The organism is Streptomyces sp. NPDC126499 (assembly GCF_040302485.1).
Classification (GTDB): Bacteria; Actinomycetota; Actinomycetes; order Streptomycetales; family Streptomycetaceae; genus Streptomyces.
The window spans coordinates 203,872-218,346 of the sequence record NZ_JBEOUO010000009.1 but is presented as its reverse complement, the minus strand read 5'-3'; the positions used below and the strand labels follow the sequence as shown (position 1 = coordinate 218,346).

General features: G+C 75.4%; 13 protein-coding genes. 7 read left to right on the top strand and 6 right to left on the bottom strand.

What is annotated here, in order from left to right; translation table 11 throughout:
* Positions 1–24: 24 nt before the first annotated feature.
* A complete protein-coding gene (locus ABTZ91_RS16315) occupies positions 25–1,095 on the bottom strand; it encodes a DUF4349 domain-containing protein (RefSeq protein ID WP_352077809.1) in 1,071 nt (356 codons plus the stop codon).
* A gap of 136 nt (positions 1,096–1,231) precedes the next feature.
* Here ABTZ91_RS16315 and hemG point away from each other — a divergent pair, with 136 nt between their 5' ends.
* Both hemG and hemQ read left to right on the top strand, forming a co-directional pair.
* The gene (hemG, locus tag ABTZ91_RS16310) at positions 1,232–2,821 is read left to right on the top strand and encodes a protoporphyrinogen oxidase (protein WP_352077808.1); all 1,590 of its coding nucleotides are present in this window, start codon (positions 1,232–1,234) and stop codon (positions 2,819–2,821) included.
* A gap of 17 nt (positions 2,822–2,838) precedes the next feature.
* On the top strand, positions 2,839–3,552 hold the full coding sequence (gene hemQ, locus ABTZ91_RS16305) for a hydrogen peroxide-dependent heme synthase (protein ID WP_352077807.1): 714 nt from the start codon (positions 2,839–2,841) through the stop codon (positions 3,550–3,552).
* A 22-nt stretch (positions 3,553–3,574) separates the two neighbouring features.
* On the opposite strand, the gene ABTZ91_RS16300 is transcribed toward hemQ, so the two are convergent.
* The 5 genes from ABTZ91_RS16300 to ABTZ91_RS16280 form a co-directional block, all read right to left on the bottom strand.
* Entirely contained in the window at positions 3,575–5,281 is a 1,707-nt protein-coding gene (locus ABTZ91_RS16300) for an alpha/beta hydrolase (RefSeq protein ID WP_352077806.1), read from the bottom strand.
* Between the two features lie 212 nt (positions 5,282–5,493).
* Entirely contained in the window at positions 5,494–6,315 is an 822-nt protein-coding gene (locus ABTZ91_RS16295) for a TIGR04222 domain-containing membrane protein (RefSeq protein ID WP_352077805.1), read from the bottom strand.
* A gap of 137 nt (positions 6,316–6,452) precedes the next feature.
* Complete coding sequence (locus ABTZ91_RS16290) at positions 6,453–7,487, bottom strand: TIGR04222 domain-containing membrane protein (protein ID WP_352077804.1); 1,035 nt, start codon at positions 7,485–7,487, stop codon at positions 6,453–6,455.
* Positions 7,488–7,494: 7 nt separating this feature from the next.
* The gene (locus ABTZ91_RS16285; protein WP_352077803.1) at positions 7,495–8,988 is read right to left on the bottom strand and encodes a DUF692 domain-containing protein; all 1,494 of its coding nucleotides are present in this window, start codon (positions 8,986–8,988) and stop codon (positions 7,495–7,497) included.
* A gap of 127 nt (positions 8,989–9,115) precedes the next feature.
* The gene (locus tag ABTZ91_RS16280; RefSeq protein WP_407077965.1) at positions 9,116–9,928 is read right to left on the bottom strand and encodes a peptidyl-tRNA hydrolase; all 813 of its coding nucleotides are present in this window, start codon (positions 9,926–9,928) and stop codon (positions 9,116–9,118) included.
* Between the two features lie 81 nt (positions 9,929–10,009).
* On the opposite strand from ABTZ91_RS16280, the gene ABTZ91_RS16275 reads away from it, so the two are divergent.
* From ABTZ91_RS16275 to ABTZ91_RS16255, 5 genes are all read left to right on the top strand, one after another.
* Positions 10,010–10,684, top strand: a complete 675-nt coding sequence (locus ABTZ91_RS16275; RefSeq protein ID WP_352077802.1) for an AIM24 family protein — start codon at positions 10,010–10,012, stop codon at positions 10,682–10,684.
* A gap of 19 nt (positions 10,685–10,703) precedes the next feature.
* Complete coding sequence (locus ABTZ91_RS16270) at positions 10,704–11,807, top strand: ATP-binding cassette domain-containing protein (protein ID WP_352077801.1); 1,104 nt, start codon at positions 10,704–10,706, stop codon at positions 11,805–11,807.
* Positions 11,804–12,454: an ABC transporter gene (locus ABTZ91_RS16265; protein WP_352077800.1), complete on the top strand. Its 651-nt coding sequence runs from the start codon at positions 11,804–11,806 to the stop codon at positions 12,452–12,454. The genes ABTZ91_RS16270 and ABTZ91_RS16265 overlap by 4 nt, the downstream gene beginning before the upstream one ends.
* A gap of 14 nt (positions 12,455–12,468) precedes the next feature.
* Positions 12,469–12,669, top strand: coding sequence for a hypothetical protein (locus ABTZ91_RS16260; protein WP_352077799.1), 201 nt, complete (start codon positions 12,469–12,471; stop codon positions 12,667–12,669).
* 105 nt (positions 12,670–12,774) lie between these two features.
* Positions 12,775–14,433, top strand: coding sequence for a glycosyltransferase family A protein (locus ABTZ91_RS16255; RefSeq protein WP_352077798.1), 1,659 nt, complete (start codon positions 12,775–12,777; stop codon positions 14,431–14,433).
* Positions 14,434–14,475: the final 42 nt, after the last annotated feature.

Below are 14,475 nucleotides of genomic sequence, written 5' to 3'. Positions count from 1 at the left end.
TTCCCCCGGCCGCACCCCTTCGGCTCACTCGCCGGGGTTCAGGGGGGCACCGTCGGGGGCCCGGGGAGTGGCGGGCGCATCGGCTGTCTCCGGCTCCGGCAGCGGCACGCCCGTGGCGCTCGTACGGCGCTGGACCGGCACGGCCGGCACGCCCCCGGCCGCCCCCGGCCCCGGCTCCCGCATCCGCTCCGCCCGCCGCCGTGTCCACAGCGGCCGGACCAGCCGGCGCCACCCCACGTACAGCACCGCCGCCGTCGCCAGCCACGGGGCCAGCGCGGCGAGCACGACCAGGACCCACGCGGCGGCGCCCACCAGGGCGTCCCAGCCGCCGGCCAGCGCGTCCAGGAGGCCGGGCCGGTCGTCGGCCTCGGCGGCCGGTGCGGCCTCCGGCTCGGTGAGGTGGAGGGTGATCGTGGCCAGCGAGGTGCGGTCCTTCAGCGAGGCCTGCTGGGCGAGCAGCGACTCCAGGTCGGCCTGACGGCGGCTCAGTTCCCCTTCCAGGGTGACCACGTCGCTCAGCTGCGTGGCCTTGTCCATCAGGGCCCGCACCCGCGCCACGCTCGCCCGCTGGGTGGCGATCCGGCTCTCCACGTCCACCACCTGCTCGGTGACGTCCTTGGCGTTCGCCGTGCGGGACAGCAGCTTGCCCGCGCCCGCCAGTTCGGCGAGGACGGAGTCGTAGCGCTCCTGGGGGACGCGGAGCACGATCCGGGAGCTGATGTGGGTGCCGTCCATCCGCTCCGTCGTCTCGTTCTCGACGTGGCCGCCCGAGGCCGCCGTGATCCGGCGCGCCGAGGCCAGCGCCTTCGTCGCGCCCTTGACCTCGACGGACAGTTCGGCGGTACGGATGACGTGCTGCGGGGCCGGCCGGTTCTGGTTCCCCGGCGTCCGCTCGGGGGCCCGCTCCGGGCCCGATGCTCCGTCCGCCGTGCCCTCGGGCGCCCCCGTCCCGGCGGGTTTCGCCGCGTACCCGCCCCCCTTGCTCTCGGCGGCGGAACCCTCGTCCCCCGCGCCGCAGCCCGTCAGGACGAGCGCGGCCGTCAGCAGCGCCGCCGCCGCGGCCGCGCGTGTCCTCGCCGTACGCGTTCTGTGCATCCGAAAACCCCCAAGCCGGTGTGTCGTGCCCCTTGGACGCCAAGGGTGGGGGAGCGGGTTTCGCTCCGGCGGTCGCGAAGCGGTCACGGTCGGGCCTCGGAACGGGAGCGCGCGGGCGATTTGAGAGAGTGGTCCCATGAACGGCCCCAAGAACGCGGACCCGCAGACCCCGGCCGCCGCCGCACCGGACGTCGTCGTCGTCGGAGGCGGCATCGCCGGACTGGCCGCCGCCCACCGGCTCGTCACGGCCGGTGCGCGCGTCACCCTGCTCGAAGGGGACGAGCGGGTCGGCGGCAAGCTGCTCGCCGGGGAGATCGCCGGCGCCCCCGTCGACCTCGGCGCCGAGTCCCTGCTCGCCCGCCGCCCCGAGGCGATCGCGCTCGCCCAGGCCGTCGGCCTCGGCGACCGGCTCCAGGCCCCCGCCACGACCACCGCCTCCGTCTGGTCCCGGGGCGAGCTGGTCCCCATGCCCAAGGGCCACGTCATGGGCGTCCCCGGCGACGCCTCCGCCGTCGCCGGGCTGCTGTCCGACGAGGCGCTGCGCCGGATCGGCCGAGACCGGGACCTCCCGCCGACCGAGATCGGCGACGACATCGCCATCGGCGCGTACGTCGCCGAACGCATGGGCCACGAGGTCGTCGACCGGCTCGTCGAACCCCTCCTCGGCGGCGTCTACGCCGGCGACGCCTACCGCATCTCCATGAAGGCCGCCGTCCCCGCCCTCTTCGAGGCCGCCCGCCGCCACCCCACGCTCGCCGAGGCCGTCCACGCCGTCCAGCGGGCCGGCGCCGCGACCCCGGCCGACGCGGCGGGCGCCGCCACCGGCCTCGGCGGCACCGCCTTCGCCGGCCTCCGCGGCGGCATCGGCACCCTGCCCGGCGCCGTCGCCGACGCCGTCCGCGCCGCCGGCGGCGAGATCCTCACCGGCACCCCCGTGAGCGCGCTGCTCCGTACCGGCGACCGCACCGACGGACGCACCGGCGACCGTATCGGCGGCCGTACCGGCGAAGGCGGCTGGCGGGTCGTGACCGGGACGCGCGTCTTCGACGCCGACGCCGTGGTCCTCGCCACCCCGGCCGGCGTCACCGCCGGCCTCCTCGCCGCCCACGCACCGGCCGCCGCCGGCGAGCTCGACGAGATCGCGTACGCCTCCATGGCCCTCGTCACCCTGGCCTTCCGCCGCGCCGACCTGCCCGGCACGGACCTTCCCGACCTGCCGGGCACGGGCCTTCCCGGCTCCGGGTTCCTCGTCCCGCCCGTCGACGGCCACACCATCAAGGCCGCCACCTTCTCCAGCCAGAAGTGGAGCTGGGTCGCCGACGCCGCCCCCGACCTCTTCGTGCTGCGCACCTCCGTCGGCCGCCACGGCGAGGAGGAGCAGCTGCGCCGTGACGACGCCGACCTCGTCGACGTCTCCCTCAAGGACCTGGCCGCCGCCACCGGCCTCGCCGCCCGGCCCGTCGCCTCCGTCGTGACCCGCTGGACCGGCGGCCTGCCGCAGTACCCGGTCGGTCACCTCGCCCGCGTCGAGCGGGTCCGCGCCGCCGTCGCCGCCCTGCCCGGACTGCGCCTCGCGGGCGCCGCGTACCAGGGCGTCGGCATCCCCGCCTGCGTCGCCTCCGGCCGCCGGGCCGCCGACGAGATCCTCGACGCGATCGCCGCCGCGCCGAACGAGATCATCACCACGTCGAAAACGGCCGACCCGGGTACGGGGCACTGTCCGTGACGGGCGAGAATAGGCGTATGAGTGCGCCCGAAAAGATCCCGAACGCCGGCAAGAAGGCGAAGGACCTCAACGAGGTCATCCGCTACACCCTGTGGTCCGTGTTCAAGCTGCGCGACGTCCTGCCCGCCGACCGCGGCGGCTACGCCGACGAGGTCCAGGAGCTGTTCGACCAGCTCGCGGCCAAGGACGTCACCATCCGGGGCACGTACGACCTGTCCGGTCTGCGCGCCGACGCCGACGTCATGATCTGGTGGCACGCCGAGACGAGCGACGAGCTCCAGGAGGCGTACAACCTCTTCCGCCGGACCAGGCTGGGCCGCGCCCTGGAGCCGGTCTGGTCGAACATGGCGCTGCACCGCCCCGCCGAGTTCAACAAGTCGCACATCCCGGCCTTCCTGGCCGACGAGACCCCGCGCGACTACGTCTCGGTCTACCCCTTCGTGCGCTCCTACGACTGGTACCTGCTGCCGGACGAGGACCGCCGCCGGATGCTCGCCGACCACGGCAAGATGGCCCGCGGCTTCCCGGACGTGCGCGCCAACACGGTCGCCTCCTTCTCGCTCGGCGACTACGAGTGGATCCTCGCCTTCGAGGCCGACGAGCTGTACCGGATCGTCGACCTCATGCGTCACCTGCGCGGCTCCGAGGCGCGGATGCACGTCCGCGAGGAGGTGCCGTTCTACACCGGCCGCCGCAAGAGCGTCGCCGAGCTGGTGGCGGGCCTGGCCTGACGGCCCGGCACCCCCGACCCGGTCACCGCCCGGCGCCCAGCCGGGCGGTGATCCCTTGACCCGGAAGATCAGACGGCCTGCGGAACTCCGCCTGCCGCTCCAGCGACACCGGGTCCGGCTCCGGGTGCGGCGCGCACGACGCGCGCCGCACCGGCGTCCCTCCCGGGCCGCCGGTCGCCGCGGCCGCCGGCACGGATCCAGTGAGCAGATACCGCTCCAGATAGCCGTTCACACAGGCGTTCGCGCCGCCCCCGGTGCCGTGCGTCCCGGCGTCCCGCTCCGTCACGAGCGCCGAACCCGCCAGCCTCCGCTGGAGTTCCCGCGCCCCTTCGTACGGCGCCGCCGCGTCCCGCTCCGCCGCCAGGACCAGCACCGGCGGCAGCACTCCAGGCCCGGTCCGCACGTCCAGCGGCTTCTGGCGGGGCGCCTGCCAGTAGGCGCAGGGCAGGTTCGCCCACACGTTGTCCCAGGTCTCGAACGGCGCCTGCCGCGCGAGCCGGGTGTTGTCCCGGTCCCACAGCGCGAAGTCCTCCGGCCAGGGCGCGTCGTTGCACTCCACCGCCGTGTACACCGCGGCCCCGTTCCCGGGGTCGGCGGCCGCCGGCTCTCCGCTGCGGGCCGGCGCGGCCTGGGCGATCAGCGGCTTCGGATCGCCCTTGAGGTACGCGGCCAGGGCGCCCGCCCGCGCCGCCCAGAACCGGTCGTCGTACAGCGCCTGGAGCATCGCCCCGTGCAGCTGCCCCGGCCCGACCCGGCCGCCCGCGGGCGCCGCGGCCAGCTCCACGCGCACCTTCTCGTAGTGCGCGCCCACCTCGGCGGCCGTCGCGCCGAGCCCGTATACCGCGTGGTGCTTCGCCGCCCACCTGCGGAAGTCGGCCCAGCGGCGCTCGAAGGCGAGCGACTGGTCGAGGTTGTTGACGTACCAGACGCGCTCCGGCGCCGGGTTGACGGGCGAGTCGAAGACCATGCGGCGCACCCGGTGCGGGAAGAGCGTCGCGTACAGCGCGCCGAAGTACGCGCCGTACGAGGCTCCCATGTACGTCAGCCGCGGCTCGCCGAGGGCCGCCCGCAGCACCTCCAGGTCACGGGCGTTGTTGAGCGAGTGGTAGTGCCGCAGCGCGGAGCCGGTGCGGGTCGCGCAGCCCTGCGCGTACGTCCGGGCGCGGGCGACGCGTTCCTTCTTGTAGACCTCCGACGGGATCGTCGGCGCGAGCGTCGGCCCGGTCACCCGGTCGGCCGGGTCCTGGCAGGAGACCGGCGCGGAGCGGCCCACCCCGCGCGGGGCGTAGCCGACCAGGTCGTACGCGGCGGCGATCCGCTGCCAGACGGGGAGCGTGGCCGCGAGCGGGAAGAAGGTGGAGGAGGCGCCCGGCCCGCCCGGGTTGTAGACGAGCGCGCCCTGCCGTCCGGCCGCCGGGCCGGAGGCCCTCACCCGGCTGACGGTGAGCGGGATGAGGGTGCCGTCGGGGCGCGCGTAGTCGAGCGGGACGCGTACGGTGCCGCACTCCACCGGCGCCGGCAGCCTCTCGACCGCCGGGCACGGCCCGAACCGGATGCCCCGGGCCGCCGCGGCCCACGCGGCGGCCTGGACGCCCCGGCTCTCGGCGGGCGGAGCCTCCAGGCGTGCCGTGTCGAGGCGTGGGGCGGCGGCGGCACCCGAGGCGGGCACGACGGCGGTGGGCAGGACGAGGGCGGACAGCACGAGCGCGTGCAGCGCGACGGAGTGCATCGGCGCTTCCCTTCGGACGGAGCCGCGGAGGCGGGACGACAAGGCGGGACGACAGGCAGAGAACCTGGGGACGACCGGGCGGGACGACGGGCAGGGCGACAAGGCGACGACCGGGCGGGACGACGGGCAGGGCGACAAGGCGACGACCGGGCGGGACGACGGGCAGGGCGACAAGGGGGATGTTTCGGGCGAGCGGCGCCCTTGTAAAGGATCTACGAGGGGTGTCGGCTGTCATGTCCCCGAAAGGCCGCACGCAGGTCGGGCTCCAGGACCCCCGTGCCCCGCCGGGCCACCGCCGTCAGGGGGTCGGTCGCGGAGCGCCCGGCGCCGAGCCGCGCGAGGAGCCGGCGGCCGGCCGGGGAGGCCCAGCAGCCGTAGCCCGGACCGTCGGTCCGGGCGATCAGGGCGCACAGCCCGGCCGCGACCAGCGGCAGCGAGAACCACGCCACCACCTGCTCCCGCTCCTGCGCGGACACCAGCAGCGCCGCACCCGTCCCGAGCGCCAGGGTCAGCAGGAACGCCACCCGCACCCCGCGCGCCCCCGCCGCCGTCGCGCGCCGCTCTGCTTCCGGGAGGGCGAGCCCGCGCGTCACCAGGCCGTCCCCGAGCGCCCGTACGCTCTCCGCGCCGGCCACCCGCGGCCGTACCTCCCGGATCCGCGCCTGCCCCGTGGGCCCGATCGCCCCCAGCACCGCCCGCTCCAGGTCGTCCCGGCCGCCCGTCGCGTCCACGACGGTCACCCAGCCGGTGCGGGCGAGCAGCACCCGGCCCGAGCGGTGCAGGGCCACCAGGCCCAGGTCGGCGACCCGCGGCGGCCCGCCCGCGAGATACGCGACCTCACGGAGCGTCAGCGCTCCGTTGTGCCCGTGCCTGTCCCCGAGCCCTTGTCGCGGGTGCCCGGCGTCCGTCGGGACCGCCTCGGGCGCCACCGTGCCGGCCGTGACCGTGTCGGCCGCGACGGCGTCCCGGCACACCCGCGCGCAGGCGAGACCGCTGACGGCGAGGGCGACGAGGAGCAGCGGGACCCAGAGCATGGTCCGGTTGTACGGGACGGCTCACCGGCCCGCCACCGCATTCCCGCCACGGCATTCCCGCCACGGCATTCCGGCGTCCGCGATTCCCGCCACGGCATTCCCGCAGGTCCGGGACTCCCGCGACCGCGTCCGGCGGGTCAGGAACTGCTGGACGAGCAGGAACTCCCGCCGGACGACGACGAACACGAACTCGACGACGACGAGGACGAGCACGAGCCGGACGAGCCGGAGGACCCCGACGAGCACGAACTCCCGCCCCCGGAACAGGAGCTGCCGCCGGAGCAGGAACTCCCGCCCCCGCAGCCGCCGCCCGTGCCCCCGGCCGAGGCCGCGCACCACAGGACCGGCAGCACGGCGGCGTCGTGCGGGGAGTGCCCGTACGGGGACGGATGCGGGGACGGATGTGGGGACGACGACGCGCGGCGCACCGGCGACGGCAGGCGCGTCCGGGCCGCCGTGGCCAGCTGCTCCCGCAGGAACGGGTCCGGCAGCGCCCGCAGCCCGTACAGGGCCACCGGCATCCCCTGGCCCGTCAGGTGCGCGTGCGCCCGGACGAACGCCGTGACGGCCATCTGCCCGGCGGGCGTCACCCGGCGCTTCGCCGCCGCCGCGCACAGCACCGCCGCGACCAGCACCCCGGCGATCACCGGCAGCACCTTCACGATGAACGGCAGCCTGGCGCCCGGCCCCATCAGGTCCTGCACCGTCATGATCAGTGAGAACGGCAGAGCCATGACCCCGAGGGCGCCCAGGACCGAGCTCCAGGTCATCGCGGACCGCCGGGCCGGGGGCTCCATGATCAGGCCCCGGGCCGCGAGCCCGTCACCGATCTCCTGCACCGCCGGGTGCCGCATCACGGCGAACCGCAGCGGCGCGAGTGCTCCGTGCGGGGCGGCCGACAGCTCCTGGAGCACGGCCCGTTCGACCGGGTCGTGCGCGGTCGGCCGCACGACCCGCACGATCCCGGGACCGCCCACCGCCAGCCGGCCGTCATGGACCAGGGCGGTGAGCGCGGTGTCGACGACCCGGGCCGGGCCCCCGTTCAGGAACGCCGCCTCGTACCGGTCGTGCACCGGGCCGCCGGGCCCGCGCCCGGCCCGGCCCCGCTTGACGAACAGCAACGCCATGGCGGCGCCGCCGAAGACGTAGAAGAAGACCACGAGCGTGTCCACGGCCGCCTCACCCCCGTCCCAGAGCCGTACGGACCCGGTGCGCCAGACGCGCGGCCGGCCCCGGCGGCCGTACGCCCGCCCGCTCACGCCACCACGCGGTGAGCCGTCGCCGGGCCTCCACGTCCTCCGGCCGCCCGGCGACGAGCAGCCCCTCGACGAAGTCGAGGGCGTCGCTGCGGTAACCGTCCGTCATGGGGCGGCTCCTGGCGTACGCGAGGAACGCGGAGCGGTAGCCGTCCCCCAGGATCTCGGGCAGCTCGGGCGCCACCTTCGCCACCACGTCCGCCCGCTTCGCCACGAGCGCCCGGCTCTGCACCCCGAGCCGCCGCACATCGAATCCCTCCGGCGCGGGCGTCCCGGCGACCAGCGCCGACAGCAACGCCGCCTGGGCGAGCCCGAGCCGCTGGCGCGCGGCGGGGGCGGCGGGAGCGACCGGGACGGCCGGCTGCCGGACGGCGGCCGGGGCGGTCGGAGTGACCGGGGCGGCCGGGGGCGTCGCGGCGGCCGTGTCCGGGGCCGCCGGCTCCCGCGAGGCCGTCCGTATGTCCGTCGGCGTCGGTGTCGGTGACTGCACCAACGTCGGCATCGGCATCGGCGTCGGGGTCGGCATCGGCGTCGGGGTCGGCATCGGGCCGCCCGACACGCGGGCGCCCGCGCCGATCAGGAGGGGGCGGGGGCGGGCGGTGGCGATCGTCGTGCGGATCGTCTCCAGTTCGGCGGCCAGCTCGTCCGCCGCCGGGAAGTGGTCGTCCCGCTCCAGGAGGACGCCCGGCGGGGAGACCCGGGAGGCCAGGTCCGCGAGGACGTCCAGGACCGGGCGGGGGACCGGGTGGGCGTGGGTGTCGTGCCAGACGCCGTCCCGCTCCAGACCGCCCGCCACGTGCACGTACGCGAGGGCCTCGACCGGCAGCGAGGACAACGCCTCCGCCGGGTCCTCGCCCCGGTTGACGTGGTTGGTGTGCAGGTTGGCCACGTCGATCAGGAGCCGCACCCCCGTGCGCTCCACCAGCTCCGAGAGGAACTGACCCTCCGTCAGCTCCTCGCCCGGCCAGGAGACGAGCGCCGCGATGTTCTCCAGGGCCAGCGGCACCGGCAGCGCGTCCTGGGCGATCCGGACGTTCTCGCACAGCACGTCGAGCGCGTCCCGGGTCCGCGGCACCGGCAGCAGGTGCCCGGCCTCCAGGAGCGGCGTCGCGGTCAGCGGCCCCCCGGCCCGTACGAACGCGATGTGCTCCGTCACCAGCGGCGCGCCGAGCGCCTCCGCCTTCTCCGCGAGCGCGGCCAGCCGCCCGGTGTCCGGCCGGTCGGCGCCGCCGAGGCCCAGCGAGACACCGTGCGGGACGACGGTCACGCCGCGCGCCCGCAGCCGTTCCAGGGAGTCCGGCAGATGGCCCACGCAGATGTTCTCCGCGACGACCTCCACCCAGTCGACGCCCGTCAGCCCCTCGATCGCGTCCGCGATCTCGGGCCGCCAGCCGATGCCGACACCGAGTTTCGTCATGTCCCCCTCCTTCAGTCCCCCAGGTGATGGCCCGGAAGCGTCCGTTCGAATCCGGACGCGGAGACGTTCAGAGGTTGATTTGAGGTTCGGGTGGCGACCGGCGCGCACCGCCCGGGCAGCCCCCGGGTCAGGGAGCGGCGCAAAAGCCCATCGCCGGGAACTCCGACACCACCGTGCACGAGCCGGGCGCGATCTCCGTGAAGCCCGCGTCCCGCACCACCGGCAGCCCGGCCGCCGTGAGCCGCGCCCAGCGCTCCGGGCCTGCCGTCCGCACCGCGAGCGGGAATCCGGCCTCCCGCCAGGTCTTCCGGTCGGCGTCCGACAGCTCCCACCACAGCAACTGCGCGCCGTGGCCGACCTGCGCCATGGTCTTGCCCGCCGACATGTCGAGCTCGGGATTCAGCCACAGCACGGCGGCGCCCTCCGGCACGGGGCCCGGCTCGGCGGGATCGTCCAGGTCGGTGCCGGACACCTGGAGCTTGACCAGTTCCCTGGGCCAGCCGTCCAGCGGGACGGGCGGGAAGACCCGTACCTCTGCGGCGGACACAGCCTCGTCGCCCCCGCCGCCCGTGCCCGTCACCGTGATGCCGGGCAGCGCCTCCGCCCGGCGCCACTCCGCGCCGCGGGCCCGACGGACGACCTTGCGGATCCGGGCGTCCTGCCAGTCCGTCATGGCCTGGGCCCACTCGCCCTCGCCGGACGCGCGTTCGTCGGCCAGGATCTCCAGGACCGCGCGGGCGGCGGTCTCCAGGGCGTCGGTACGGGCCGGGGGAGCGGCCCGCTCGATGCGGACCACGAGGGGAAGGACGAACTGCGGCTTCTGATCCCGCTGGTCGTCCCGTCGGTCGTCCTGTCGGTCGTGGTCCTGTCGGCCGTTGGTCTGTCGGTCGTTGTCCTGTCGGTCGTCACGGACGTCGGTGTCGGTGTCGTTGCTGCTCACCCGGCAAGTCTGCCACCGCCCGGACACCCGGCCGGTGCGCGTTCCTTGGAGGAATGGGAGCCTCCGGGACAGGATGCCCCCATGAAGAGTGATCTTTTCTCCAGTGAGCACCTCGCCGAGGCGGCGACGTTTCCGGGGATGACCCTCCAGAACGCCAAGTCGGTCAAGTACGCCGTCAACGGGGAGATGCACGCCCGGCAGGGCTCGATGATCGCCTTCCGGGGGAACCTCCAGTTCGAGCACAAGGGCCAGGGCCTCGGCGGTCTGCTCAAGCGGGCGGTGACGGGCGAGGGGCTGGCGCTGATGGCCGTACGCGGCCAGGGCGAGGCGTGGTTCGCCCACGAGGCGCAGAACTGCTTCATCGTCGAGGTCGAGCAGGGTGACGCCCTGACCGTCAACGGCCGCAACGTGCTGTGCTTCGACCCCACCCTCCGCTACGAGATCAAGACGGTGAAGGGCGCCGGCATGACCGGTGGCGGCCTGTTCAACAGCGTCTTCACCGGCCACGGCAAGATCGCCCTGGTCTGCGAGGGCACCCCGATCGTCATCCCGGTCGCCCTGCACGAGCCGGTCTTCGTCGACACGGACGCCGTCGTCGGCTGGAGCGAGCAGCTCCAGACCTCGCTGCACCGCTCGCAGTCCTTCGGGTCGATGATCCGGGGCGGTTCGGGCGAGGCGGTGCAGCTGAAGCTGGAGGGGCAGGGCTTCGTCATCGTCCGCCCGAGCGAGGCGACTCCGCAGAAGCCGGCGAACTGACCGGACGGACCCGACCGCCATGCGACTGGAAGGGGTGGGGCGCCGCTACGGGCTGCGCGGGCCCTGGGTGCTGCGCGCGGTGCGGCTCGACCTGCCGGCCGGCACCCTGGTGCGGATCACCGGGGCCAACGGCACGGGGAAGTCGACCCTGCTGCGGCTCGTCGCGGGCATCGACGCGCCCGGCGAGGGGCGGATCACCGGGCGTCCGGCGCGCACCGCGTACGTCCCCGAGCGCTTTCCCGCCGCCCTGCCGCTGACGGCCGGCGGCTACCTCGTCCACCTCGGCCGGATCCAGGGCCTCGACGGCCGGACGGCGAGGGCGCGGGCGGGGGAGTGGCTCGAACGCTTCGGCGCCGGCGACCACCGCGACACCCCGCTCGCCGCGCTCTCCAAGGGCACCAGCCAGAAGGTGGCCGTCGCCCAGGCACTCCTCGCCGAGCCGGGCCTCCTCGTCCTCGACGAGGCCTGGACCGGCCTCGACACCACCGCCCGCACCGAACTCGACCAGGCGGTCCGCGACCGGGTCGCCGCGGGCGCCCGCGTCGTCTTCGTCGACCACGACCCGCGCCGGCTGGCGGGCGAGGAGGATGCCGTCTACGCGGTGACGTCGGGCGGGGTCCGACGGGCGGAGAGAACGAGCGGCCTGCTGTCTGTTGGGCAGGGGCGGGTGGAGCCGAGCGGCCTGGCGTCTGTTGGGCGGGAGCAGGTGGAGCCCAGCGCGCTGCCGTCTGCCGGGCGGGGGCGGGCGGAGCCCAGCGCCCTGCCGCCTGCCCGGCCCCGGCCCTGGGCCCGTATCGCCGCCTCCGGCGGCGCGGAGGTCCCCGCTGGTCTGCCCGGCGCAGGGGTATCCGCCCGGGACGGCGGCCGGCTGACCGTCACCGTCGAGGCGGCCCGCTCGGACGCCGTCCTGCGGGCGCTGCTCGACGCGGGCTGGCACATCGAGAGCCTGGACAGCGGCAGCGACAGCACAGGCGGCAGCGACAGCACAGGCGACAGCGACAGCGCAGGCGGCGGCGACAGCGCAGGCGGCGGCGACAGCTACAGCGACAGCCAAGGCGCCGGCGACCGCACCGACGCCACTCCCGGCACCACCCCCGACACCACCGAAGGCGTACGCGCATGACGGCGCTGCTCCGCTACCAGACCGCCCTCCTCCTGCGTTCCCAGCGCTGGCTCGCGCCCTTCCTCCTCTACGCGGCCTACGTCGGGGTCGGGCTCCGGCCGGGCGAGCCGGTGGTCGGTGCGCTCGGGTACGCGGTGACCGGGCTCGTACCGGTGGCGGCCTGGGGGGTGCGGATCTGCCTCGGGAAGGAGCCGCCCGCCGCGCGCGCCGTGATCGCGGCGGCGGCCGGCCCCGCCCGGGCCCACCTCGCCGGCATCCTCACCGCGCTCGCGGCCGTCCTGCTCGTCGCCGCCGTCACGGTCCTGGGCGTGACGGCCGTGAGCGACCACCGCGGGGTGACGCCCCTGACCGCCGGCACCGCCGGCCTGCTCGCGGCCGCCGTGTGCGTCCTGACGGGCACGGCCGTCGGCACCCTCAGCAGCCGCCCCCTGATCGCCCCGCGGGGCTGGTCCCTCGCGGCCCTCCTCCTCGGCTCCCTCCTCGCCCTCGTCACCACCGGTTCCCCGGCCCACGCCGCCGTCACCTCCCTGGTCACCGGCGACCGCACGGCCACGGTCCCCCTGCCGTGGCCCGCCCTCGTGGGCGCCGTGCTCCTGGCCGCCGTCGCGGCGGCGGTCGCGTGCCGCCTCACGGCCCGGCGGATGTGAGTACGCTCGACGGTATGGACGACATGTCGGAGAAGCCCCGCTCGTACTGCGAACCCGCGAGTGAGCGTCCCGAGCCGGCGACGTCGGCGGACGGCCCCTTCGCCGAGTGCGTGCTGTGCCGCGAGCCCACCGAGTACCCGGAGTCGACCAAGGGCGTGACGCTCTGCCCCGTGTGCGAGTGGCGGGAGGCCGAGCGCACGGCCTGTTCGGGCTGAACTGCCCTGCGCAGCGCCTACGGAGAGCGGCGGAAGTGCCGTACCGTGTCCTCGCCGATCATCTTCGCCGGCGCCCCTCTCACTCCGCACGGGAGCCACCGCACCATGACCGAAGCCCGCATGCCCACCGTCTCGGTGGTCGTCCCGGTGTACAACGCGATGCCGTATCTGGAGCAGACCCTCGCCTCGGTCGCGTGCCAGAGCATCGGCATGGAGGCCGTCGAGATCATCGCCGTCGACGACGGCAGCACCGACGGCAGCGGGGAGTTCCTGGACGCGTTCGCGGCGCGGCACCCGGGCGCGGTGACGGTGATCCATCAGGAGGCGTCCGGCGGGCCGAGCCGGCCGCGCAACGTGGGCCTCGACCACGCCACCGGCCGGTACGTCTTCTTCCTCGACGGGGACGACTGCCTGGGGCCGCAGGCGCTCGAACGCCTGGTGGCGATGGCGGAGCGCACCGGCGCGGACACCGTCCTCGCCAAGCTCGTGGGCGTCGGCCGGACCGTGCGGAAGACGGTCCAGGACGTCTTCCGCGAGAACGTCGACCGCGCCGACCCGGCCGTCGTCCACTGGACTCTGATGCCGTTCAAGCTGTTCCGGCGCGAGATGATCGAGAAGCACGGGCTGCGCTTCCCCGAGCACATGCGGATCAGCGAGGACCAGCACTTCGTCGTCCGCGCCTACCTGCACAGCTCCGTGATCTCGGTCCTCGCCGACTACGACTGCTACTACCTCGTCGGACGCGGCGACCACGGCAACATCACCCACGGCGGCCTCGACTACCCGACCATGCTGGCGCAGACCGACGAACTGGTCGACGTCATCGAAGAACTCACCGAACCGGGCGACCTGCGCGACCGGCTGATCACCCGGCACGTCAAGGTCGAGCTGCTGCGCCGTTTCGACCGCCGCTTCGTGAACGACTCCGAGGACGAGCGCAAGGCACTGGCCGAACTCGCCCGCCCGTACGCCGCGCGCTGGGTCACCCCCGGTGTCCTCGCCCGGCTCGACCTGGCCGAGCGGCTGCGCGTGCACTGTCTGAAGGAGGGGCTGTTCGACGAACTCGCCGAGGTCGTCGCCTGGGACGTGGCGGGCCGCCCCGGCAAGGCGGTCGTCCGCGACGGCCGGCTCTACGCCGCCGCGCCGTACCCGCCGGCCGGCTCCGCCGCGTACGCCGAGCTGTGCGACATCACCGACGCCGCCCTCGGCTCCAGCCCCCGCCGCCGGGTCGAGGAGCTGTCCTGGCGGGGCAGCGTGGTCGAGCTGGCCGGATACGCGTACCTCGACCAGGTCGACACCGGCTCGCTCACCACCGAGGCCGTGCTGCGCCACCGCGACACCGGGCGCGAGATCACCGTGCCGGTCACCCCCGAGGACACCCCGCACCTCACCGTCAGCCGCGGCCGGGAGACCTACGACTACGGCCGGGCCGGCTTCCGTGTCGCCCTCGACCTCGCGACCCTCGACGCCGGCACCCCGCTCGACCCCGGCACCTGGGAGCTCCGTCTGCGCTGCTCCGCCCAGGGCCTCACGGCGGAGGGCGCCCTCGCCGGCGCCCTCGCCCCCGAGATCCCCCGCCAGACCGATCGCCGCACCCTGCCCCTGGACCCGGCGGGAGCCCGCCCGTACACCGTGAGCGTCGGCCCGCAGGGCGGTCAGCTGACGCTGACCCTGAAGGTGCAGCCGGCGCCGCCGTCGACGCTCACACGGGTGAAGCGGAAGCTGGGGCGCGCGATACGGGTGCCGCGCCAGCGCACCCGCTGAGGGAGGCCGGTCGCCTCTCCGTCGGTCCCGCCGGGGTGAATC